This is a genomic window from Microvirga yunnanensis (assembly GCF_025460875.1).
The window spans coordinates 20,482-43,669 of sequence record NZ_JAMXFI010000055.1; the positions used below are offsets into that span (position 1 = coordinate 20,482).

Below are 23,188 nucleotides of genomic sequence, written 5' to 3' on the forward strand. Positions count from 1 at the left end.
ACCTGTAACCCATGCTGCGCCTCACTCTCTCACGCCTCGTCTCGCTCGCCGTCACCCTGCTGGCGGTGTCGCTGGCGATCTTCCTCATCATGGAAGTGCTGCCGGGCGATCCGGCCGCCATCATGCTGGGCACCGCCGCCCGGGAGGACACGCTCGCGGCCCTGCGCCAGGAGCTCGGCCTCGATCAGCCGGCGCTCGTGCGCTACCTGGAATGGATCGGCGGCATCCTGCACGGCGATCTGGGCCAGTCGATCACCTACAAGATGCCGGTCGCGACCCTCGTGGCCGAGCGCATGAACGTGACGCTGCCGCTGAGCCTGCTCGCCATCCTGATCTCGACGGCGCTCGCCCTGCCGCTCGGCGTCGCGGCGGCGGCGCGGCGCGACGGGCCGGTGGACCGCGCCGTGCTGGTGTTCAGCCAGCTCGGCGTGGCGGTGCCGAACTTCTGGATCGGCCTGCTGTTCATCCTATTCTTCTCGACCTGGCTCGGCTGGTTCCCGGCCGGCGGCTTTCCCGGCTGGAGCGCGGGGCTCTGGCCCGCCTTCCAGGCGCTGCTCCTGCCGGCCGTGGCGCTCGCCCTGCCCCAGGCGGCCGTGCTCACCCGCGTGACGCGCTCGGCGACCCTCGAGGTGATCGGCGCCGACTTCGTGCGCACCGCCCGCGCCAAGGGCGTCGACAAGGGCGGGACCCTGCGCCGCCACGTGGTGCCGAACGCGCTCATTCCCGTCACGACGATCCTGGGCCTCCAGCTCTCGTTCTTCTTCGGCGGCGCCATCCTGGTCGAGAACGTGTTCAACCTGCCGGGCCTCGGACGGCTCGCCTATCAGGCGCTCAACCAGCGCGACCTCGTGGTGATCAAGGACATCGTGCTGATCTTTTCCGGACTCGTGATCGGGGTGAACTTCCTCGTCGATATCGGCTATGCCCTCCTCGACCCGCGCCTGAGGGGCCGGTCATGAGCCGCCGCGCGCGCATTCCCCTCAACCCGGCCCTCGTGGTGGGCGCCATCCTCACGGCGCTCCTGATCGTCACCGCGCTGGTCTCCCTCGTCTGGACCCCGGAGGTGCCGACGCGGGTGCGCGTCGCCCTGCGCCTGAAGGCCCCCGGAGAGGTGGGCCTTCTCGGCACCGATCATTTCGGCCGCGACGTCGCCTCGCTGCTCATGGTGGGGGCGTGGAACTCGCTCGCCATCGCGTGGCCGGCGGTGCTGCTGGGGGCGGCCATCGGCACGGCCATCGGCTGCGCGGCCGCGGCCTCGAAGGGCCTCGCGGACGAGATCGCCATGCGGGTCTCCGACGTGGTCTTCGCCTTCCCGGCGGTGCTCTCGGCGATCATGATCGGCGCCCTCGTGGGCTCGGGCCCGCTCGCCGCCATCCTGGCGATCGCCGTGTTCAACGTGCCGGTCTTCGCCCGCGTGACGCGCGGCGTCGCGCTCCAGGTCTGGACCCTCGACTACATCGCGGCCGCCCGCGCCATCGGCAAGCACCCGCTGCGCATCACCTGGGAGGACGTGATCCCGAACATCGCGGGCGCGCTCATCGTCCAGGTGACGATCCAGCTCGCCCTCGCGATCCTGACCGAAGCGGGCCTGAGCTATCTCGGCCTCGGCGTGCGCCCGCCCAATCCGAGCTGGGGCCGCATGCTCAGCGACGCGCAGACCTATCTCTCGCAGGCCCCGCATCTCGCCATCGCGCCCGGCATCGCCATCGCGCTCTCGGTGCTCGGCCTCAACCTTCTCGGCGACGGCCTGCGCGACGCCCTCGATCCGACCCTGAAGGGACGCGGCGCGACGGCTTGAGGAGCGCTGCGGATCGTGCACCGACCCCTCCGACGTCATGGTTCCGACGTCATGGCCGGCCTTGTGCCGGCCATCCCGATACCGAGAAGCGCCGCGCCTCATTCAATCGGGATCACCGGCACAAGGCCGGTGATGACGTGGTGCGTGTGGTCCGGTCCTGCCACCCTCCCACGTCATGGCCGGGCTTGTCCCGGCCATCCCGATGCGGAGAAGCGCGGCGCCCTACAGAAGCGGGATCACCGGGACGAGCCCGGTGATGACGTGGAGAGTGGGACAAGCCCGGTGATGACGTGGAGGGTGGTGTGAGCGGGTGATGACACCCACGTCATGGCCGGGCCTGTCCCGGCCATCCCGATCGTTCGGTGCGCTAGGCCGCCGTCCTCATCCCCTCCCGCACCTCGCTGAGGATCTCGTAGGAGCGCAGGCGCTTGGCATGGTCGTAGATCGCGGCCGCGACCATCACCTCGTCGGCGCCGGTCTGCGCGATGAAGCCTTGCAGCCCGTCCCGCACGGTGCCGGCCGATCCGACGAAGGAGCAGGACAGCATGTTCATGGCCTGCGCCTTCTCGTGCGGCAGCCAGTAGCTTTCGATATCGTCGATGGGCGGCTGGAGCTTGCCGCGGGCGCCGCGGAACAGGTTGGTGAAGGATTGCTGGGCCGAGGTGAAGAGGTGGCGCGCTTCCTCGTCCGTGTCGGCCGCGATCACGTTCACGCCCACCATGGCATAGGGCCGGTCGAGCTGCGCCGAAGGCTGGAACCGCTCGCGATAGACCTGGAGCGCCTGCATGAGGGCGCCGGGCGCGAAATGGGACGCGAAGGCATAGGGCAGGCCCAGCATGGCCGCGAGCTGCGCGCCGAACAGGCTCGAGCCCAGGATCCAGACCGGCACGTTCGAGCCCGCGCCCGGCACCGCCTGGATGGCCTGGTCGGGCTGGACGGGGCCGAGCAGCGCCTGCAGCTCGAGCACGTCCTGCGGGAAGGTGTCGGCCGCGCTCGGATCCCGGCGCAGAGCCCTCAAGGTGCGCTGGTCGGTGCCGGGCGCGCGGCCGACCCCGAGATCGATCCGCCCCGGAAACAGGGCATCGAGGGTGCCGAACTGCTCGGCGATCACCAGGGGCGAGTGGTTCGGCAGCATGATGCCGCCCGCGCCGACCCGCATGGTCTTCGTGCCGCCCGCCACATGGGCGATCACCACGCTGGTCGCCGCGCTGGCGATGCCCACCATGTTGTGGTGCTCGGCGAGCCAGTAGCGGTTGTAGCCCCAGGCTTCCGCGTGCTGCGCCAGATCGAGGCTGTTGCGCAGGGCGTCGGACGGCGTGGAGCCTTCGGGAACGGGCGCGAGATCGAGAACGGAAAAAGGAGGCATGGGCAGACTTTCTGGTGCGGTTCAAGGCCGAACGAGGATCGCCCTGAGATCATCATTCCGGGCTCCGGATGCAAGCCGCAAAGCCTCCCGCCCGGGACACCCCTGCCCTGCAAAGGAAAAACCCGGCGCCTGAGGCGCCGGGTTTCCCGATGACGTGCGGGTTGCTCCGGAGCACCGGATCCGATCCCGAAAGCGGGTCCACTTTCGGGTCCGATGCTCTAGCCGCGCGTCCGGGCGCGGATCATGTAGGTGTCGAAGGCGTATTCGGCGACCTGGAACCAGAGATATTCCTCGTTGCGGAAGGCGCGCAGCGAATCGATCAGCTTCTTGAAATCCGCGTTCTGGGCGGAGATCTCCGCATAGACCTCGTTGGTCGCCTTGTAGGCGGCGTCGAGGATCTCGGGCGAGAACGGACGCAGCTGGGCGCCGGCGCCCACCAGGCTGCGCAGGGCGGCCGGGTTCTTGGCGTCGTACTTGGCCAGCATGTCCATGTTGGCCGCCATGCAGCCCGCCTGGAGGATCGCCTGGTAGTTCTTCGGCAGCGATTCCCACTTGCCCTTGTTGAACAGGAAGTGGAGCGTCAGACCACCCTCCCAGAAGCCCGGGTAGTAGTAGAACGGCGCGACCTTCTGGAAGCCGAGCTTCTCGTCGTCATAGGGGCCGATCCACTCGGCGGCGTCGATGGTGCCGCGCTCCAGGGACGGGTAGATGTCGCCGCCCGCCACCTGCTGCGGAATGACGCCGAGCTTCGACATCACCTGCCCGGCGATGCCCGCGATGCGCATCTTGAGGCCCTGCAGGTCCTGGACGGTCTTGATCTCCTTGCGGAACCAGCCGCCCATCTGGGTGCCGGTGTTGCCGCCCGGAAGAGCATAGAGGTTGTGCTTGGCCATGAACTCGTTCACGAGGCCGATGCCGCCGCCATGGTACTGCCAGGCGTTGAGCTGGCGGGCGTTGAGCGTGAACGGCACGGCCGCGGCGGCCGCGAAGGTCGGGTCCTTGCCGACATAGTAATAGGCGGCCGTGTGGGCCATCTCGACCGTGCCGGCGGACACCGCATCGGCCGCCTGGAAGGTGCCGACGATCTCACCGGCCGAGAACGGCTGGATCTGGAACTTGCCGTCCGTCGCCTCGGACACGTACTTGGCCAGGAAATCCGCGCCGCCATAGATGGTGTCGAGGGATTTCGGGAAGCCCGAGGTCAGGCGCCAGCGGATCTCCGGGCTGGACTGGGCGATGGCGGGCTTGGCGACGGCGCCTGCGGCGAGGCCGGCGCCGGCCGTGGCGAGAAAATTGCGGCGTTTCATGGGTGCCTACTCCTGTTCGAGGGCATGTCGCGCTGTGAGGAAGGCTCGGGTACAGGCGATGGTTGCCCTTGAGTAAATTAGACGAAAGACTCGGCTCCTTCCGGCAACCGGCTTCATGATCCGACTGTTCCGCGGGTCCGCCGGTCCGCCAAATCATTGATCTTCCGAGGAAGTGGCTTCGCGGGACGGACCGGGCCCGGCCGAACCATCCCCGTCGCGGCCCGATGGGCATGATGGTGGCGCAGCCCACCCCTGCCAAGCTTGCATGCGGAGGGCCTGAAACCGTTGCAATCGAGCCATTTCCTCCGTTTTTCCGCGCGAGCTCTCACAATGATATAAAGTAGATGAACATTGTCATCGCGGCGGAAACAATGTGCGAAAGTAAACTATGTGAATCCTGTAGCATTTACTTGTATCAGCATCAGTATTACATAAACTACCTCTTACGGGTCAGAGGATTACTAGCTTCAGGCCACAGATTCGCCACAGTCGGCCACTGAGTTTTACCTGAGCAAGGGGAAGAGCCAACGTGCTCTTATAGGCCGATGAAGAAGACGCTTATTTTGCTTGGAGCCACCATCGTCACGAACGGGATGATGTTCAGCGGGGCTGAGGCCCGGTTGGTCCGCTACGAGATCAACGGGAAGCAGTATTCCTACAGCACGAACAACATCGCCCAGACGGCCGAGGCGCGAAAGCGGATCGCGGCCGCGAAGGCGGCGGAAGCCGCCAAGGCGAAGGCCGAGACGGAAAAGGCCCGCAACCCTCTCGCGGCGGCATTCGGCTCGGCGACGCAGAAGGAAGCCAAGGCGACCGAGGAGCGGCTTCAGCAGATCCTGTCGGGGCCGACGGAATACATGGCCGTGTCTCCGCCCGCTTCCGAGCGCACCGGCGACGCGGCCAGGAAGGTTCAGGAGAAGCCCCAGGAGAAACCTCAGGAGAAGCTCGCGCGCCCGGCCCTGGACGCCAAGCCGGCTCAGAAGGCCGTCACGGTCGTCCGCGCGCCGGCCAAGCCGGTCCTGGCTTCAGCCGTGGCGGCATCCCTCGTCATTGCCGAGCCGGTCATCCCGCAGCACCAGACGAAGGTGAAATCCGTCTCCTTCGACATGCAGACCGGCATCAAGACGACGATCATGAACGATGGGACGATCGAGGAGGAGCCGTTCGACAGCAGCGCCCTCGCCGTCCTGGCTCCGGAAGCGGGGAAGATGCACAGCCTGACGGCTTTCGTGAACCAGCTGCGCAGGACCCCGCCCGAGGACACGACCGGCTCGATCAGAACCAGCGTGGCGGAGCCGGAGGACGGATCTCTGATCAGGCACCGCTAGCGCATCGGACAATCGGGATGGCCGGGACAGGCCGGGCCATGACGGGGGAAAGGTCACGCCACAGCGATGATCATCCTCCACGTCATCACCGCCTCACACCACCCTCCACGTCATCACCGGGCTCGTCCCGGTGATCCCGCTTCCGAGGGGCGCCGCGCCTCACCGCATCGGGATGGCCGGGACAAGCCCGGCCATGACGTGTGGAGGGTGGGGGTGAGGCCGCAGGATGGCCGGGACAAGCCCGGCCATGACGTGGGGAGGGTATCAACCCGATGCTCCGCTCTCGGCCGGCGCACCGTCGAGGGCGAAAAACCGGGTCCACTTTTCCGTCCGATGCGCTAGAAGTCCATTCCGCCGGCCGGCATGGCGGGCGCGGCTTCCTTCTTGGGCTTCTCGGCGATCATCGCCTCGGTGGTGATGAGGAGGCCCGCCACGGATGCGGCATCCTCGAGCGCGACGCGCACGACCTTCGCCGGATCGATGATGCCGAACGCGTAGTGGTCGCCGTATTCACCGGTCTGGGCGTTCCAGCCGGCGGCGTAGTCCTTCGCCTCGGCCACCTTGCCGACGATGACGGAGCCGTCCTCTCCCGCGTTCAGGGCGATCTGGCGCGCCGGCGCCTGAAGGGCACGGCGCACGATCTCGACGCCGGTCTTCTGGTCGTCGTTGGCCGGCGTCACGCCGTCGAGGGCCTTGAGGGCCCGGAGCAGGGCCACGCCGCCGCCCGGCAGGACGCCCTCCTCGACCGCCGCCTTCGTGGCATGCATCGCATCGTCGACGCGGTCCTTCTTCTCCTTCACCTCGACCTCGGTCGCGCCGCCGACGCGGATCACCGCGACGCCGCCGGCGAGCTTGGCCAGACGCTCCTGGAGCTTCTCGCGGTCGTAGTCCGAGGTGGTCTCCTCGATCTGCGCCTTGATCTGTCCGACGCGGGCCTCGATGTCGCGCCGGTCGCCGGCCCCGTCCACGATGGTGGTGTTCTCCTTCTCGATCACCACCTTCTTGGCGCGGCCGAGCATCGGCAGCGTGACGTTCTCGAGCTTGATGCCCAGATCCTCGGACACGACCTGCCCCTTCGTCAGGACGGCGATGTCCTCGAGCATGGCCTTGCGGCGGTCGCCGAAGCCCGGAGCCTTCACGGCGGCGATCTTCAGGCCGCCGCGCAGCTTGTTGACCACGAGCGTGGCGAGCGCCTCGCCTTCCACGTCCTCGGCGATGATGAGGAGCGGCTTGCCGGTCTGCACCACCGCCTCGAGCACGGGCAGCATGGCCTGCAGGCCGGAGAGCTTCTTCTCGTGGATGAGGATGTAGGGATCCTCGAGTTCCACGCGCATCTTCTCGGCGTTGGTGATGAAGTACGGCGAGAGGTAGCCGCGGTCGAACTGCATGCCTTCCACGACTTCGAGCTCGGTCTCCAGGGACTTGGCCTCCTCGACCGTGATCACGCCCTCGTTGCCGACCTTCTGCATGGCATGGGCGATCATCTCGCCGATGTCCTTGTCGCCGTTGGCGGAAATCGTGCCGACCTGGGCCACTTCCTCGGACGAGGCGACCTTCTTGGCGCGGGACTGGATGTCCTTCACGGCCTCGGCGGTGGCGAGATCGATGCCGCGCTTGAGGTCCATGGGGTTCATGCCGGCGGCCACCGCCTTGGCGCCCTCGCGCACGATGGCCTGGGCCAGAACCGTCGCCGTGGTGGTGCCGTCACCGGCGATGTCGTTGGTCTTCGAGGCCACTTCGCGCACCATCTGGGCGCCCATGTTCTCGAACTTGTCGGAGAGCTCGATCTCCTTGGCGACGGTGACGCCGTCCTTGGTGATGCGCGGCGCCCCGAAGGACTTCTCGATCACCACGTTGCGGCCCTTCGGACCCAGCGTGACCTTCACGGCATCGGCGAGGATGTCGACACCACGGAGCATCTTGTCGCGGGCGTCGGAGGAGAACTTAACGTCTTTGGCAGCCATCGTATTTCCTCCTTCTGATGACGGTCATGTGGGCCGCTCAGGCGGCCTTCTGGGATGCAGCGGCTCCCTCAATGACGCCCCTGATGTCGGATTCCGTCATGATCAGGAGATCCTGACCGTCGATCCGCATCTCGGTGCCGGGCCACTTGCCGAACAGGACGCGGTCGCCGGCCTTCACGTCGAGGGCAGCAACCTTGCCGCTCTCGTCACGGGCGCCGGGGCCGACGGCAATGACTTCGCCTTCCTGCGGCTTTTCCTTAGCTGCATCCGGAATGATGATGCCGCCGGCCGTCTTTTCCTCGGCTTCGATGCGGCGGAGGAGGACTCGGTCGTGCAGCGGACGGAATGTCATGGGCGCCTCCTCATGTTGCTCCTTAAATGGGGCACTCGTCTGCGCCGGTCAGCAATATGAGCACTCGACGCATCAGAGTGCTGAACCGAGGATAATCACGCGGTCGGGAGGGCTGCAAGCCATCCCTTATGGATCGGTGAACCTGGAGAGAACAGGATCCTCGAGAGCGACGTTGACCCCATAGGCTGCTTGGCCGTTCGGAGGCTCAGTCGTGTTGAGTTTCGAAGCCGTTGAAGAGGTCTGTGAGAGCAAGCAGGTGACGCTTGTCATCCACCCGGCGATCCGCCGCGCGATCAAAGGATACGAGGAAAGCCTCTACGCCGGGTTGCGCTGCTTCCTGGCAGGAGGGTCAGACGGCCTCTATTTCCCCCCGCTCCAGGACACTGGCTGTGTGCGTCTCATCCTTTCAAAGCGGGCTTCATGTGGAGGGCACAATCTTCTCAGGATTGAACCGCTGACGAAGGAGGGATTGGCACGGATCGAAGCATCCCTGGGCTGATTGCTCTCGACGCGGCATGATCGCCTGCTCCCGGTCGAGCATCTACAGCAGACGATGCGGCGTCAGCGCGGCGGTCGCCAACCAGAGATGCGGCGACAGGGTTCAGGGCGGCGCCTGCGCAAAATTACACGTGAGGCCAGCCAGATCTCATGGTGCCATGATCCCTTCATCGATAACCAGACGCCTGCAACTCGAAGAGCTCGGCGTAGCGCCCGCCTGATGCAACGAGCTCTTCGTGGGAGCCAGCCTCCGCAACCTGCCCATTCTCGAAAACGAGGATGCGGTCGGCCATCCGGACGGTCGAGAAGCGGTGCGAGATGAGAATGGCGGTTCTGCCCGCGCTAAGATCCCGAAACCGCTGGAAAACCTCATATTCGGAGCGGGCGTCGAGTGCGGCGGTTGGCTCGTCCAGGATGAGCACCTCCGCATCCCGCATGTAAGCCCGCGCGATAGCGATCTTCTGCCATTCGCCCCCGGAGAGGTCCGCCCCCTGGTGGAACCGCTTGCCAAGCGGCTGGTCATAGCCCTGAGGCAGGCGTCGGATAATGCGGTCGGCGAGACTGCGCTCGGCCGCCTGCTGAATCCGACTGCGATCATCGGTGGCCTCAATGCGGCCTGCTCCGATGTTCTCACCCGCCGTGAAGTGAAACCGCACAAAGTCCTGAAAGATGACGCCGATGTGGCGTCGCAGGTCGGCCAGATCATATTCACGCAGGTCATGGCCATTGAGAAGGATCCGTCCCTCTGTCGGATCGTAGAGCCGGGCAAGGAGCTTCACGACCGTGGTCTTGCCGGCCCCGTTCTCCCCCACCAGAGCCACAACCTCACCGGCCGTCAACGTTAAGCTCAGGTGCCGGACCGCCCAGCGATCGGACTCTGGATACCGGAAGCCCACATTTTCGAACACGACCCCCGACACCAGCGGCTGCGGGAATGGTCGAGGAGTTGGCGGTGACGTGATGCTTGGACGAACATCGAAGAAGGAAAACAGATCCTCCAGGTACAGCGCCTGCCCGGCGATCTGGGAAAAGCCAAGAAGCAATCCTTCAAGCAGCCCTCGCAGGCGCAGGAACGAGCCGGACAGGAACGTCAGGTCACCGATGCTGAAGTCGCCCCGGACGGTTCGCCACACGATCAGAGCGTAGGCCAGGTAATAGGCGCAGGACGCAAGTGCGGCAAAGAGCGTGCCCCACGCGGCCCTGCGGATCGCAAGCCGCTGGTTGTCCGCGTACATCCGGTCCGCGAAGGCTCTAAATCGGTCGACCAGGAAAAAGTTGAGACCAAAGAGCTTGATTTCCTTCGCAGTCTCGACGCTTGAACCCAGGTAGCGGATGTAATCGAGTTGGCGTCGTTCCGGCGTGCGGAAGTAGTTGAGCCGATAGCCCTGAGCGTTGAAATGCACCTCGCCGACGAAGGCTGGCAAAAGCGCAAGGATGATCAGGACGATGAGCCAAGGCGCATAGGCGAGCAGGCCGGCAGCGAGCGACAGGACCGTGAGCACGTCCTGGACCTGGCCGAAGATCTGGGTCAGGAGGGTGGTTCTCCCGGTGACCTGACGGCGAGCCCGCTCCAATCGGTCCTGCTGATCACTGCTCTCGAACTGCTCGAGGTCCAGCGTGGTCGCGTGCTCCATCAGGCGCACGCTGGCAAAGTTGCTGTAGCGCTCGGACAGGAGGCTGTCGACGAGGGAGCTGGCTCGCCCCAGAAGATCGGCCACAATTGCGAGGACCAGCTCCAAAACGAGCAGCCCGCCGAGAGCATCAAGTCGGCCGCTCCCGAACCAATCGCTAAAGCCTCCCCCTGGTGAGGGGATTTGTGTCTGGGCGACAACCTCATCGATGATGAGCTTACCGACAAAAAGTACCATAATGGGCAGGACTGACCGCGTCAGTCGCAGCCCGAGACTTGCCGTTGTAAGAGCAGGACTGGCCTGCCAGACCAGGCGGAACAGAGACGGAAGGTGACGGAAGGCACCAACCCGCTCACGCAAGGAGCGGCTGGAGGGGAACACTGGAGCGGCCATCCCATTAAAATAGGGGTCCAGGGTTCACTCGTCGAGCCGAGGCGCTGCTGCAGTCGGAGCCTTCTTGCGAATGACATCACACCGGAGGCCTGAACCCGCCGTCTTATCCTCGGTCTCCTCGCTCGTGATCTGGGGCTAGGACAAAATGCCATACCGTCGCGGAGAGCGCCATGACAGATCACAGCCACGACAACGTCCACGATCCGCACGAGCACTGGAAGCACCACGGCGTCCAGGTGATCAAGGGCGACCGCCTCGATCCGAACACGGCCCAGACCCCAGGCATGTTGCGCCAAGCTGCCATCAATCACGCCCGGGTGGGCGCGCAGAAGATCTGGGCGGGCACGGTTTCGATCCAGCCGAATGCCAAAACCGGGGTGCACCACCACGGCGAATTGGAGAGCGTCATCTATGTGGTGCGGGGCAAGGCTCGCATGCGCTGGGGCGAGCGGCTGGAGTTCGTTGCAGAAGCCGGACCAGGGGATTTCATCTATGTGCCACCCTTCGTGCCCCATCAGGAGATCAACGCCAGCCCGGATGAGCCCCTCGAATGCGTTCTGGTGCGCAGCGACAACGAAGCCGTTGTCGTGAACATCACCGATGTGGATCCGGTGGAACAGCCGGAGGAGGTGTACTGGGTCGACCCGATCCACAAGCACCCGGGATAAGGCCAGGACAGGGCCTCAGAGGCAGGCTCAAATGCAACCGACGCATCATCGGGAACGGCTGCGGGTTCACACCTCAACCCAAGGACGGGGTTCACGCCCACATGGAAACCTACAAGACGCTGGAAGATCGCTTTGCCCGCATCAGCTCGATCGAGGATGCGGTCGGCATTCTGCAATGGGATGCCGAGACCCTGATGCCGGAGGGCGCCGCCGATAGTCGCTCCAACCAACTCGCGACGCTCAAGGGCATCGCTCATGAGCTTCTCACCGCACCCGATACAGGCGACCTCCTGGACCAAGCGGGCCAAGACAGCGATCAGCTCGACGATTGGCAACGCGCCAACTTACGCGAGATGCGGCGGGTCTACTTCCATGCGGCTGCAGTTCCGGCCGATCTCGTCGAGGCCAGCTCCAGGGCTGTATCCCGGGCGGAATTGGTGTGGCGCGAAGCCCGGCAGAATGGCGATTTCGCCCTGCTTCTGCCGCACCTGTCCGAGGTCCTCGCCCTCCAGCGGCAGATCGGCCAAGCCAAGGGCGAGGCGTTGGGCCTTTCCCCCTACGATGCTCTCCTCGATAGTTACGACCCGGGTCTCCGCCAAGCCGCCATTGACCCCCTGTTCGCCGAACTCGGCGCCGAACTGCCGGACCTGATCCAGGAGGCACAGGAGCGCCAGAAGGGCTTTCCTGCCATTCAGCCGCTCAACGGCCCCTTCCCTGTCGACTATCAGCGACGCATCGGCGAGCAGTTGATGCAGGCCGTCGGGTTCGATTTCAACCGGGGGCGGCTCGATGTGAGCCTGCATCCCTTCTGCGGTGGATCCGCGGGTGATGTCCGGATTACCACCCGGTACGACGAGGCGAACTTCATGAGCACGCTCATGGGAGTGCTCCATGAGACCGGTCATGCGCTCTATGAGCAGGGCCGCCCCGAGGACTGGCAGCGCCAGCCGGTCGGGCTTGCGCGCGGCATGAGCCTGCACGAGAGCCAGTCGCTGCTCATCGAGATGCAGGCCTGCCGGAGCTGGGAGTTCGTCACCTATCTTGCTCCTCTCGTACGGGAGACTTTCCAGGGCGAGGGGCTAGCCTGGAGCCCGGAGAACCTCCACCGAATCCTAACCAGAGTGGAGCCGGGCTTCATCCGCGTGGATGCCGACGAGATCACCTATCCGGCCCACATCCTGGTTCGCTACAAACTCGAGAAGGCGCTCATTGCCGGCGTTCTTCAGATCGACGACCTGCCCTTGGCGTTCAACGAGGAGATCAAGAAACTTCTCGGCCTGAGCGTCCCCAACGACAGCCTGGGCTGCCTGCAGGACATCCACTGGCCAGGTGGCGCGTGGGGCTACTTTCCGACCTACACGCTTGGCGCCATGACGGCAGCCCAACTCTTCGAAGCTGCCTGCCATGCGGATTCCAGCATTCTTCCTGGGCTGACCTCTGGGGATTTCGGACCCCTTCGCGGATGGCTGCGTTCAAATGTCCATTCCAAGGGCAGTTTGGTGACGACCGATGAGCTTCTGATGGGTGCAACCGGACGACCGCTCTCGGCGGATGTGTTCCGCACTCACCTGCGGGAACGGTATCTCGCCCGCTGAAAGGACCTAAGCTGCAAATGACATCTATCAGCTCCACTCTCGGCCGCTCGCTCTCCCGGGCAATCATCCTGGTGTCCGGGACCCTCATGTCTCTTGGTCTGCCTGCCGGACGAACCGTGGCTCAGGCCGCTAGCGATCCGTGTCGGCCAGTCCAATATGCTGACAGCACCTTCGTGGTCTGCACGATGCATCTGCAACGATACGAGGTGAGACTGTTCTGGCGTGGGCCGGACGGGGAGGTTCTTGGCTCGTTCGATCGGTTGAGAGGAACGCCGGAGGGTTCACGCCTTGCTGTCGCGATGAATGCAGGCATGTACCATGAGGACCGCTCGCCCGTAGGGCTTTACGTTGAGAATAGAAAGGAGTTGAAGGCGGCCAACACAAGGAACGGCCCTGGGAACTTCCACCTCAAGCCCAACGGCATCTTCTATGTCAAAGGCCGTCAGGCCGGCGTGCTTGAGACCGGAGCCTATCTGAAGGGGAAAATCAGGCCCGATTTCGCGACGCAATCGGGCCCGATGCTCGTCATCGACGGGAAGATCCACCCTCAGTTTTCAGAACAAAGCACCTCCCGCAAGATCCGGAATGGCGTTGGCGTGAAAGGCCAGGACACCGTCGTGTTCGCGATTTCAGAAGACCCAGTCACGTTCAGCACATTCGCTCGCTTGTTCCGGGACGAGCTAGGTTGTCCCAATGCTCTGTTCTTGGATGGAAGTGTCTCCAGCCTCTATGCCCCTTCATTGGAGCGCATGGACACGCTCATGCCCATGGGGCCGATTGTCGGGGCCCTACGCCGCCGCCCATAAGAGGGGACTTCAGTGACAGCGCAGACGTTTCAGGTCGAGGCTGGAGGCGGAACGGCGATAACTTCAGGATCCATGCGTAAAGTGGTTATTCGCAAAGCCGGCGGATACGAGCAGCTGAAGCTCGAAACTCATCCCGTGCCCAAACCTGGCGAGGGACAGGTTTTGATCCGCACCGAGGCAGTGGGGGTGAACTATGCTGACATTTGTGTTCGTTGGGGCGTGTACGAGTCCGCGCGTCGGTTTGTGGGCTGGCCGATCACGCCCGGATTCGAATATTCAGGCTGGGTGGAAGACGTTGGCCGTGAGGTCGAGCATGTGAAGCCCGGCGACCCGGTGTTTGGAGTCACTTTCTTCAACGGCTATTCCACGCACGTCTGTGCCCCAGCAGATCTGGTGTGGCTTAAGCCTCAGGCTCTGGACTTTGAGGCGGCCGCTGGTTTCCTGGCCGTACACCTGACCGCGTATCATGGCTTGCTCCAGAATGTGGTGATCCGGCCCGGCATGAGGGTGCTCGTGCATTCGGCCGGCGGCGGAGTGGGCTCGGCGCTCATCCAACTCTGCAAGTTGCACAATCTGCACGTAACCGGCGTGGTGGGAAGGAGTCACAAGGTCGAGTATGTGCGACGGCTCGGCGCGGACGCCGTGATCGACAAATCCACCCAGTCGCTTTGGGATGAGACAAAGCGCCTCTGCCCTGATGGCTACGACTTGATCTTTGATGCGAACGGTCCTGAGACCTTGGCTCAAAGCTATGCGCATCTCAAGCCCACAGGCAAGCTGTTGGTCTATGGCTTTCATAGTTTGTTGCCTAAAACGAGTGGGCGCATCAACTACCTCAAGGCGGCCCTTGGAATGCTGAGGATGCCGCGCTTCAATCCTTTGTCGATGACAAGCGAGAACAAAGGTGTCGTGGCGTTCAATTTGTCGTTCCTCTTTCCGCGGGCCGACCTGTTGCACGCGGCTGTGAACGATCTCACCGCCTGGTTGGAAGCAGGGGACATTCGGGTGCCAAAGGTTCGTTCTTTTGCATTGGATAATGTGGCTCAAGCTCACCGAGTTCTGGAGTCAGGCGAAACCACGGGCAAGTTGGTCTTGCGAACAGCGCCGCGCTTCAGTGTGTCGGCGAACGAGGCAAAGGTTCAGGGAGTCTCTGCTCCCGATCGATGAGCGCGAAAGTGGCCTGAATGCGCTCTGGAAGAGGCTGCCTGATCACCTCGGCATCAATAGAACGGAGATCTTGCCCGATCCGGCGCAGGCGTTCGGTATCGGAGATTGCCAAGGGTCGCTCGCCCCGCTCCGATCCATTGTCCATCTTCACCTCCAAATCCGCACCCATCCCCTGAGTATCGCTTTGCTAACCGATGATCGACCACATTCCTGTCGGCCGTGGAAACCGAGCAGAACTCTGCGAATGCTCGGGATTGACGTTTGCAAGCTTAGCATCACAACCGGACCCGCGAATTGCTCTTGCGCACGGTCGTGTCAAGCCGAGTCGCCGCAAAAAAGCCTTGAAACAAACCGAGAACATCCGGTGGCAATATAGGGTTGGCATCCTCGTCAGTGGTGCCATCCAACGATACAATCGGAGAGCCCAGGAACCTTCCCTGGCAGGCACCATGAACCAAATGATGCGCCCCTCACAAACTGATCGGAGGCCTGCCCTCGAGACACTCGCGGGTTCGGTGGAGCGCATCACCTTCCACAATGCCGAGAACGGCTTCGCTGTCCTGAAAGTTTATACGCGTGGCAAGCGTGACCTTGTGACAGTTGTGGGCCACACCCCGGCGGCGTCAGCCGGGGAGTGGGTCACAGCCAGTGGGCTCTGGATCAGCGACCGCACGCACGGGCTCCAGTTCAGGGCCGAGGTTCTGAAGACCACCCCGCCCACCGGAGCAGAGGGCATCGAGAAGTATCTGGCCTCGGGTCAGATGCGAGGCATCGGACCCGCCATGGCCAAGCGGATCGTGGCAGCCTTTGGCGTGGACACCTTCGAGATCATTGAGGCCGCCCCCGAGCGCCTGACCGAGGTGCCCGGCATCGGCCCGATGCGGGCCTCCCGCATCGTGGCGGGCTGGGCCGAACAGAAGGCCGTGCGGGAGATCATGATCTTCCTTCATGCGCACGGGGTCGGTACAGCCCGGGCGGTCCGCATCTTCAAGACCTACGGCTATGAGGCCATTCAGGTCATGACCGAGGACCCGTACCGGTTGGCGAAGGATGTGCGCGGCATCGGCTTCCGGACAGCGGATGCCATCGCGGCCAAGCTCGGAATGGAGAAGACAGCCCCTCAGCGCATCCGGGCCGGTATCGCGTTCGCGCTCCAGACGGCGACGGATGAGGGGCACTGCGCATTGCCGGTCGAGGCTCTCACCCGGCTGGCCGAGCAACTCCTTGAAGTGGATGAGACCCTGATTCGTAGCGCCATCGTCGAGGAACTGTCCAAGGGCGAGATCGTCTCGGACACCATCGGTGAGGAGACCTGCCTCTTCCTGAAAGGGCTGTACTTGGCCGAGCAGGCGATTGCCTCTCGTTTGATCGAGCGAGCGTCTGGTCCAGCGCCTTGGCCCGAGATCGACCTCGACAAGGCCATTCCCTGGGTCGAGGGCCGCACGGGCAAATCCCTGGCCGCCTCGCAGCGTGAGGCACTGAAGCGGGTGCTCGGCGCCAAGGTCGCGGTGGTGACCGGCGGTCCCGGTGTCGGCAAGACGACCTTGCTCGACACCATCCTGCGCTTGCTGGTCGCCAAGCGTGTTAGGGTGGCGCTGGCGGCGCCGACAGGACGGGCGGCCAAGCGTATGACCGAGCAGACCGGGCTGGAAGCCAAGACCATCCACCGGCTCCTGGAGATCGATCCTAAGCACGGGGGCTTCTCACGCAATGAGGAGAACCCGCTCGACTGCGATCTGCTGGTTGTGGACGAGACCTCCATGGTGGATGTGCCGCTGATGAACGCCCTCACCAAGGCCATTCCAGCGCAGACGGGTCTGCTGCTGGTGGGCGATGTCGATCAGTTGCCGTCGGTCGGCTCGGGACAGGTACTGGCCGATATCATTGCCTCAGAGCGCATTCCAGTGGCGCGTCTGACCGAGGTGTTCCGGCAGGCGGCAGAAAGCCGGATCGTGGTGAACGCCCATCGCATTAACAGGGGCCAGATGCCCGAGCCTCCCAGGGCGGGCGAAGAGAGCGACTTCTACTTCGTGGAAATCAACGATCCCGAGGAAGGGGTGCCGAAGATCATCCAGATGATCAAGGACCGCATTCCACATCGCTTCGGGCTCGATCCCATGAAGGACATTCAGGTGCTCTGCCCCATGAACCGGGGGGTGCTGGGTGCCCGTAACCTCAACATCCAGCTCCAGGAGGTGCTCAATCCCAATCCGCCCGCGAAGGTGGAGCGGTTTGGCTGGCGCTTCTCACCCGGTGACCGGGTGATGGAAACCCAGAACGACTACGACCGGGAGGTGTTCAACGGCGATCTCGGTACGGTCGTCAGGATCGACGATGAGGAAGGGGCGCTGATTGCTTCCTTTGATGGCCGGGAGGTATCATACCCGTTTGGCGAGCTCGACACCCTCGTCCCCGCTTATGCGACCACCATTCACAAGTCGCAGGGGTCGGAATATCCCGCCGTCATCATCCCGGTCGTAACACAGCACTTCGCGATGCTGGCGCGCAACCTGCTATACACGGGCGTCACCCGCGGCAAGCGGTTGGTCGTTCTGGTGGGCCAGAAGAAAGCAGTTGGGATTGCAGTGAGAGGCGGGCAGATGAAGAGGCGCTGGACGAAACTGCGGGAATGGTTAGCTGGCCACTGATCGACAGGTCAAATTTCCTTTGTCACGACGCGTCCGAGGTGTGGTGTTCCAACACCATACGCAATACTGCAGATAAAATAAGCTAGACCATTCCGATGCTCGCATACATCCACTCAGGAGAGCCGCATATTGCGCCACCGATGACTGATGATGAAGGGGAGCAACTGCGATCAGCGCGAAATCCCGATGCGCTAGGTTCAGCTCCAGGGGGAGGAAGCCTACCACCAACGGGGGCTTCCCGAACCTCAAACGTCTCTTTGACGAGATCAGCGCTCGCCCGGCCGCTCAGGCCGCTTCCGCGTTGAAGGAGAAGCACAGCTTCAAATCTGAGGTGGACGACGAAGCACGCCAACATATGGTCCGGCATTTGGCTGCCCCGGTCAGCTGAATTCTCACGCATCCCGCCGTTCCTCCGTCCAGTATGCAGAATGGTCACTGGGCGGAGGCACAAGCCGCGGAGAGATTTCGATGTCCAGCGGCCGTCTGGCGTTACGTTCCGCAGAATGTCCGATAGACGCGCTGGTGTGGTTCCGGTGGTTCGGAATAGGAGGCGAAAGCTGGCTGGTCCTCATAGGGACGCGAGAGGACCATCAGAAGCTCCTCGAACGGAGCAAAGTCGCCCTGCTCCACGGCAGCTTGAATCATCGCCTCCACGCGATGATTGCGCGGGATAAAGGCTGGATTAACTGCGCGCATGGCAGCTTGGCGCCTGACACCACCTTGCGGTTCAAGGCTCAACCGCTCGCGCCAGCGGGTGGCCCAAGCATCATAAGCAAGCGGATTGATGAAGAGGTTTCGGACGGCCTCGTCTCCCTCAGGACCAGCGGCAGCATCGCTCAGCCGCCGGAAGGTCAGGGTGAAGTCAGCCTGGTTCTCGGCCATGACCTTCAGGAGATCACCGGCAAGCGTCGGGTCCTCCTCGCGCTCCGTCAGCAGCCCGAGCTTGCGCCTGAGCCCTGCGTGATAGGCCGCCTCGAACTTGCCCGCGAAAGCTTCGAGCGCCTCGCTCGCTTCAGCCACGGCCTTCTCCTCGTCCTCAGAAAGGAGCGGCAGAAGCGTCTCGGCAAGCCGCGTCAAATTCCAGAGGCCGATGCGCGGCTGGTTGCCATAGGCGTAGCGGCCCTGCCGGTCGATGGAGCTGAAGACTGTCGCCGGATCGTAGGCATCCATGAAGGCGCATGGCCCGTAATCAATCGTCTCGCCGGCGATGGACATGTTGTCGGTGTTCATGACTCCATGGATGAAGCCGATGTGCAGCCAACGGGCAATAAGGTCTGCCTGGGCGGCGATCACCTGGTCGAGGAACGCCCGGTAGGGACGATCGCTTTCGGCAGCGTGCGGGTAGTGTCGGCCGATGACGTAGTCGGCGAGAAGGCGTAGCCCTTCCGTATCCTGCCGGGCTGCAAAGAACTGGAACGTGCCGACCCGAATATGGCTCGATGCTACCCGGGTGAGAACCGCACCGGGAAGTGGCGTCTCCCGGACAACGGTCTCTCCGGTCAACACCGCGGCGAGCGCACGCGTTGTCGGCAGGCCGAGCGCCGCCATTGCCTCGCTGAGGAGATATTCCCGCAGGACAGGTCCCAGTGCCGCCCGACCATCACCGCGGCGCGAGAAGGGTGTCGGACCTGAGCCTTTGAGCTGAATGTCCCGACGGATGCCATTTTGGTCGACCACTTCACCGAGGAGGATGGCACGGCCATCGCCGAGCTGCGGCACGAATTGCCCAAACTGGTGCCCGGCATAGGCCATCGCGATGGGCTCGGCCGCATCCGGAACGCGGTTGCCGGACAACAGCGCGACTCCATCAGGGCTGGAGAGGTGATCAGGGTCGAGGCCGAGGCGTAATGCGAGATCCCGGTTCAGCCGGATGAGCCTCGGAGCTCTGACGGCTTCGGGTTCTATGCGCGCAAAGAACCGATCAGGCAGGCGCGCGTAGGTGTTGTCGAAGGCAAAATGAATGGTCATGGTCCAGGCTCACCATTATGACCACGTGAAATCGTATGAGGCGCTTCAGAAAACAAGGGTCAGTTTGCAAATCCGGACTGGGTACAAAGCACTCCCGCTGTAACTTTGTACAACAGATCTGCCCCCACGATCGAGGCAGACCAACCACTCCACAGTTTGTACTGCCTCCCGCCTGCCTTGTGCATTAACGATCTGGCGACTCGCACCCGCTAGTCTGCCCCGCCGGGCCCGACGCGCGGGCCTGTCCTGTTGGCGGGCAGAAGGTGTGGGAATGCGAGGCCAGGCTGACCTATTCTTGGACTACGATGCACCGACGGGTCCGATCGAGACGAGTCCCGTCGATCAGATTGTCATCAAGGCCAGACAACGCAGCGAGTCCTTCAAGGCTCCCGACCATGAGACCGCCGCGCGGATGCTGGAGGCCACAGGCGACTACCGCGTTCTGCGCCGATTGACACCGCGCCCCATCGTCGTGTCCCGCACCTCTTTCCACGGCGAGAAGATCGCCGTCATCCTGGACACCGAAACCACAGGTCTGGATCACACGCGAGACGAGGTCATCGAACTCGGCATGGTTGCCTTCACCTATGATGAGGAAGGCCGGATCGGTGATGTGATCGGAACGTTCAATGCCCTGCGTGAGCCTGGCGTACCGATCAGTCCTGAAATCACTCGCCTGACCGGGATCACGCCTGACATGGTCGCCGGCCAGGTGCTCGATCTCGAGGCCGTTGAGAGGTTCATCGCGCCGGCGGAGTTGGTCATCGCGCATAACGCTCGCTTTGACCGGCCCTTCTGTGAGCGCCTGTCCAAGGACTTCCAGCTCAAGGCGTGGGCTTGCTCCCATTCCGAAATCGCCTGGAGCGGGTTCGGCTTTGAGGGATCGAAGCTCGGGTACCTCCTGACCCAGTGCGGCTGGTTCCACCAGGGCCACCGGGCGGTCGAGGATTGCCATGCCCTGCTCGAGGTGCTGGCCTCCCCCCTCCCCTCCGGGGCCGGGTTCGCCTTCGGCCATCTGCTGACCTCCGCGCGAAAAGCGCTCGTGCGCATCTGGGCCGAGGGCAGTCCGTTCGACATGAAGGATGTGCTGAAGGCGCGCAAGTACCGCTGGAACGATGGCACCGATGGCCGACCGAAGGCTTGGTGGGCGGAGGTCGACGAGGAGGCCTTTGAAGCCGAACTCGCGTTTCTCCGACGGGAGGTTTACCGGCGCGAGGTCGAGCCCTTCAGCCAGAGGATCACCGCCTTCGAGCGGTTCCGGTCGGCACGCTAGACCTGTTTCCACTCACGTGGAATCAGCTCTCTTCTTTGTCGAGCCGCATTTTTTAGCGGTGAACCGGATCCACTTCACCGAAAAATGCTCTCAGCGGCACCTGCCAGATTTCTGCACAGCCGGCCTCGCCCGAGGCGTTCAGGCTTGAAATCTTGACCGTCCGCAGCCGTCTCATCGCCCGCCGGAGCAACAAGGTTCATCTCACGCCACGACGACTGCTGACACCACGCCCGCCCCTGAGAGCCATACCTTCGAGGCCGATGCCTGCGAGAAGCTGCGCTACGAGGCGATCTCCCACCCTGCCCTGCTCGGCGATGATCCCAAGACCCGGATCACGCTGCTGATCGATGCCGAGAACCGCCGCCTGACGATCGAGGACAACGGCATCGGCATGAACCGGGACGCCGACCCCATGGCGAGCGCGCCCGTCACGAGATCAGGCATCGTCCGTCACTCCCGCCGGGCCGCGCCGGAAGCTGGCCTGCGGCCAGTCGGACGTCACGATCCGGAACAGGGCCATGCCGGCGAGCATGGCCGCGACGAACACGGGAACCTGCCAGGGACCGAAGGCGAGCGCGGTGAGGGCCGGACCGGGGCACAGGCCGACGAGGCCCCAACCGATGCCGAACAGGGCCGACCCGCCGATCAGGCGTCGGTCGAGGTCGCGACGGGTCGGGATCTCGAGCCGCCGGGCCAGGACGGGAAGCCCGCGCCCCCTGGCGATCAGGGTACCGACGGCCGACACTGCGACCGCGCCACCCATCACCAAGGCAAGGCTCGGATCCCAGTTGCCGAGGACGTCGAGGAAGCCGAGCACCTTGGCCGGGTTCACCATCTGCGAGACGATCAGCCCAAGCCCGAACAGCAGACCGGACGCGAAGGCGGAAGCAATCAATGGCATGGCTTACGGTCCCAGGACGTGACGGGTCAGGAGGACGGTGAGGACGGCGGTCGCCATGAAGACGAGGGTGGCCGCGATGGAGCGCAGCGAGCCGCGTCCGACGCCGCAGACGCCGTGGCCGCTCGTGCAGCCCGCCCCGAGGCGTGAGCCGAAGCCGACGAGCAAGCCGGCAACGACGACAAGGCCGAAGGGCCCGTCGATGGCAACGGTCGGCAGGGTGCCGCCCAAGGCGCGATAGGCCAGTGGCGCGATCAGCAATCCGACCAGGAAGGCCATGCGCCAGCCGATCTCGCGCCGGTCCGGGTGCAGCAGGCCGCCGAGGATGCCGCTGATGCCGGCGATGCGTCCGTTGAGCACCAGGAACAGGGCCGCGGACGCACCGATCAGGGAACCGCCGACAAGGGCGGCAATGGGGGTGAAGGTTTCCATGACAACCTCCGATCAGGCGGACCTGTCGGTCTAGGCCTGCTTGCAATACAGTTCGTAGAGGGTTGCGAAGAGCCGCTCGATGCGCGGATCGGCGACGCGGTACCAGATCGTCTGGCTCTCGCGCCGGGTCGTGACGATCCCTTCGTCCCGCATCTTTGCGAGGTGTTGCGACAGGGCGGACTGCGACAGGCCCACCGCCTCGGCCAGGGTGGTGACGTTTCCCTCACGCCATTCCACCAGCTTGCACAGGATCATCAGGCGCCGCTCGTTGGCGAGCGTGCGCAGGATGTCCGCCACCTCGGTGGCCTGCCGTTCGAGGGCTTCGAGATCCATTCGATCGCTCCGCATCACCATTCATATTAGTTATTACTAATTTAGATAGATATAAAGTAACGTCAAGGGCGGCGCCTAGTTCCGGCCTCGGCCCAGGAATCGCGGCATCGGCGCGGGACTTGACTTGGATGAACGGTAATCACATATTTCAGAAAATTCTGAAATTTCAGGACATCCCGTGAACCTCCCTCCCCTCGTCCAGACCTTCGTGCTCCACTTCGGCGAGATGGGCTCCCGCTGGGGCATCAACCGCACCGTCGGCCAGATCTATGCCCTGCTGTATCTCTCCAAGGAGCCGCTGAACGCCGAGGACATCGTCGAGCGGCTTGGCGTCTCCCGCTCCAACGTCAGCATGGGGTTGAAGGAACTTCAGGCCTGGAATCTCGTGCGGTTGCAGCACAAGCCCGGCGACCGGCGCGATTATTTCGCCACACCCGACGACATTTGGCAGATCGTCCGCACACTGGTCGAAGAGCGCAAGAAGCGCGAGATCGACCCGACCATGACCCTCCTGCGCGAGGTGCTCATGCAGGAGCCCGCCAGCGTTGAGGAGCGCCATGCCCAGGAGCGCATGCGCGAGATGCACGACCTCTTCGAGCTTCTCACCGGCTGGTACGCCGACGTGCAGCGGCTCGATACCGAACGCCTCGTGCAGCTCCTGACGCTCGGCTCGAAGGTGCAGAAGATCCTGGAGATGAAGGACCGTCTCTTCGTCGTGCCGGGTTCGAGGAAGAGCGGCCGCGACGCCCCCAAGGACAAGTAG

At 63.9% G+C, this 23,188-nt stretch carries 20 protein-coding genes and 1 pseudogene; 12 read left to right on the forward strand and 9 right to left on the reverse strand.

Annotated features, from left to right (window positions below; genetic code table 11):
* Window positions 1-11: 11 nt before the first annotated feature.
* Together NF876_RS24005 and NF876_RS24010 are read left to right on the forward strand one after the other, a co-directional pair.
* Window positions 12-959, forward strand: a complete 948-nt coding sequence (locus NF876_RS24005; protein ID WP_262270974.1) for an ABC transporter permease — start codon at window positions 12-14, stop codon at window positions 957-959.
* Entirely contained in the window at window positions 956-1,798 is an 843-nt protein-coding gene (locus NF876_RS24010; protein WP_262270975.1) for an ABC transporter permease, read from the forward strand. The genes NF876_RS24005 and NF876_RS24010 overlap by 4 nt, the downstream gene beginning before the upstream one ends.
* Window positions 1,799-2,165: 367 nt before the next feature.
* On the opposite strand, the gene NF876_RS24015 is transcribed toward NF876_RS24010, so the two are convergent.
* On the reverse strand, window positions 2,166-3,164 hold the full coding sequence (locus NF876_RS24015; RefSeq protein ID WP_262270976.1) for an LLM class flavin-dependent oxidoreductase: 999 nt from the start codon (window positions 3,162-3,164) through the stop codon (window positions 2,166-2,168).
* Between the two features lie 218 nt (window positions 3,165-3,382).
* A complete protein-coding gene (locus tag NF876_RS24020; protein ID WP_262270977.1) occupies window positions 3,383-4,471 on the reverse strand; it encodes a TRAP transporter substrate-binding protein in 1,089 nt (362 codons plus the stop codon).
* Window positions 4,472-5,016: 545 nt separating this feature from the next.
* Here NF876_RS24020 and NF876_RS24025 point away from each other — a divergent pair.
* Window positions 5,017-5,799 (forward strand): hypothetical protein, encoded by a 783-nt coding sequence (locus NF876_RS24025; RefSeq protein ID WP_262270978.1) that lies wholly within the window; start codon window positions 5,017-5,019, stop codon window positions 5,797-5,799.
* 338 nt (window positions 5,800-6,137) lie between these two features.
* On the opposite strand, the gene groL is transcribed toward NF876_RS24025, so the two are convergent.
* Both groL and NF876_RS24035 read right to left on the reverse strand, forming a co-directional pair.
* Window positions 6,138-7,763 (reverse strand): chaperonin GroEL, encoded by a 1,626-nt coding sequence (groL, locus tag NF876_RS24030; protein WP_262270979.1) that lies wholly within the window; start codon window positions 7,761-7,763, stop codon window positions 6,138-6,140.
* A gap of 37 nt (window positions 7,764-7,800) precedes the next feature.
* Window positions 7,801-8,115 carry a co-chaperone GroES gene (locus NF876_RS24035; RefSeq protein ID WP_262270980.1) on the reverse strand — a complete coding sequence of 105 codons (315 nt, stop codon included), beginning with the start codon at window positions 8,113-8,115 and terminating at the stop codon, window positions 7,801-7,803.
* A 211-nt stretch (window positions 8,116-8,326) separates the two neighbouring features.
* On the opposite strand from NF876_RS24035, the gene NF876_RS24040 reads away from it, so the two are divergent.
* Complete coding sequence (locus tag NF876_RS24040) at window positions 8,327-8,614, forward strand: hypothetical protein (protein WP_262270981.1); 288 nt, start codon at window positions 8,327-8,329, stop codon at window positions 8,612-8,614.
* 166 nt (window positions 8,615-8,780) lie between these two features.
* Here the strand turns inward: NF876_RS24040 and NF876_RS24045 are convergent, their stop codons facing one another.
* Window positions 8,781-10,637, reverse strand: a complete 1,857-nt coding sequence (locus NF876_RS24045; RefSeq protein WP_262270982.1) for an ABC transporter ATP-binding protein — start codon at window positions 10,635-10,637, stop codon at window positions 8,781-8,783.
* 170 nt (window positions 10,638-10,807) lie between these two features.
* Between NF876_RS24045 and NF876_RS24050 the strand changes: the two genes are divergently transcribed.
* The 5 genes from NF876_RS24050 to recD2 all read left to right on the forward strand — a co-directional run bounded on the left by NF876_RS24050 (window position 10,808) and on the right by recD2 (window position 17,521).
* Window positions 10,808-11,305: a cupin domain-containing protein gene (locus tag NF876_RS24050; protein ID WP_262270983.1), complete on the forward strand. Its 498-nt coding sequence runs from the start codon at window positions 10,808-10,810 to the stop codon at window positions 11,303-11,305.
* A gap of 101 nt (window positions 11,306-11,406) precedes the next feature.
* Window positions 11,407-12,900, forward strand: coding sequence for a carboxypeptidase M32 (locus NF876_RS24055; RefSeq protein ID WP_262270984.1), 1,494 nt, complete (start codon window positions 11,407-11,409; stop codon window positions 12,898-12,900).
* Window positions 12,901-12,917: 17 nt separating this feature from the next.
* A complete protein-coding gene (locus tag NF876_RS24060; protein ID WP_373696710.1) occupies window positions 12,918-13,706 on the forward strand; it encodes a phosphodiester glycosidase family protein in 789 nt (262 codons plus the stop codon).
* Between the two features lie 12 nt (window positions 13,707-13,718).
* Complete coding sequence (locus tag NF876_RS24065) at window positions 13,719-14,873, forward strand: synaptic vesicle VAT-1 family membrane protein (RefSeq protein WP_262270985.1); 1,155 nt, start codon at window positions 13,719-13,721, stop codon at window positions 14,871-14,873.
* Between the two features lie 449 nt (window positions 14,874-15,322).
* Entirely contained in the window at window positions 15,323-17,521 is a 2,199-nt protein-coding gene (gene recD2 / locus NF876_RS24070; RefSeq protein ID WP_373696711.1) for an SF1B family DNA helicase RecD2, read from the forward strand.
* 489 nt (window positions 17,522-18,010) lie between these two features.
* Here the strand turns inward: recD2 and NF876_RS24080 are convergent, their stop codons facing one another.
* Window positions 18,011-19,489, reverse strand: coding sequence for a protein adenylyltransferase SelO (locus NF876_RS24080; protein WP_262270987.1), 1,479 nt, complete (start codon window positions 19,487-19,489; stop codon window positions 18,011-18,013).
* Between the two features lie 271 nt (window positions 19,490-19,760).
* On the opposite strand from NF876_RS24080, the gene NF876_RS24085 reads away from it, so the two are divergent.
* Both NF876_RS24085 and NF876_RS43540 read left to right on the forward strand, forming a co-directional pair.
* Window positions 19,761-20,762, forward strand: a complete 1,002-nt coding sequence (locus NF876_RS24085) for a 3'-5' exonuclease (RefSeq protein ID WP_262270988.1) — start codon at window positions 19,761-19,763, stop codon at window positions 20,760-20,762.
* Window positions 20,763-21,018: 256 nt separating this feature from the next.
* A pseudogene (locus NF876_RS43540) lies at window positions 21,019-21,204 on the forward strand (hypothetical protein); the annotation flags it as partial.
* Here NF876_RS43540 and NF876_RS24095 read toward each other — a convergent pair.
* The 3 genes from NF876_RS24095 to NF876_RS24105 are packed head-to-tail and all read right to left on the reverse strand — an operon-like array spanning window position 21,199 to window position 22,425.
* Window positions 21,199-21,663, reverse strand: a complete 465-nt coding sequence (locus tag NF876_RS24095; RefSeq protein ID WP_262270990.1) for a DUF6691 family protein — start codon at window positions 21,661-21,663, stop codon at window positions 21,199-21,201. The pseudogene NF876_RS43540 and the gene NF876_RS24095 overlap by 6 nt on opposite strands.
* A gap of 3 nt (window positions 21,664-21,666) precedes the next feature.
* Window positions 21,667-22,092: a YeeE/YedE family protein gene (locus NF876_RS24100; protein WP_262270991.1), complete on the reverse strand. Its 426-nt coding sequence runs from the start codon at window positions 22,090-22,092 to the stop codon at window positions 21,667-21,669.
* A gap of 30 nt (window positions 22,093-22,122) precedes the next feature.
* Window positions 22,123-22,425 carry an ArsR/SmtB family transcription factor gene (locus NF876_RS24105; protein WP_262270992.1) on the reverse strand — a complete coding sequence of 101 codons (303 nt, stop codon included), beginning with the start codon at window positions 22,423-22,425 and terminating at the stop codon, window positions 22,123-22,125.
* 178 nt (window positions 22,426-22,603) lie between these two features.
* On the opposite strand from NF876_RS24105, the gene NF876_RS24110 reads away from it, so the two are divergent.
* Window positions 22,604-23,188: a GbsR/MarR family transcriptional regulator gene (locus NF876_RS24110; RefSeq protein WP_262270993.1), complete on the forward strand. Its 585-nt coding sequence runs from the start codon at window positions 22,604-22,606 to the stop codon at window positions 23,186-23,188.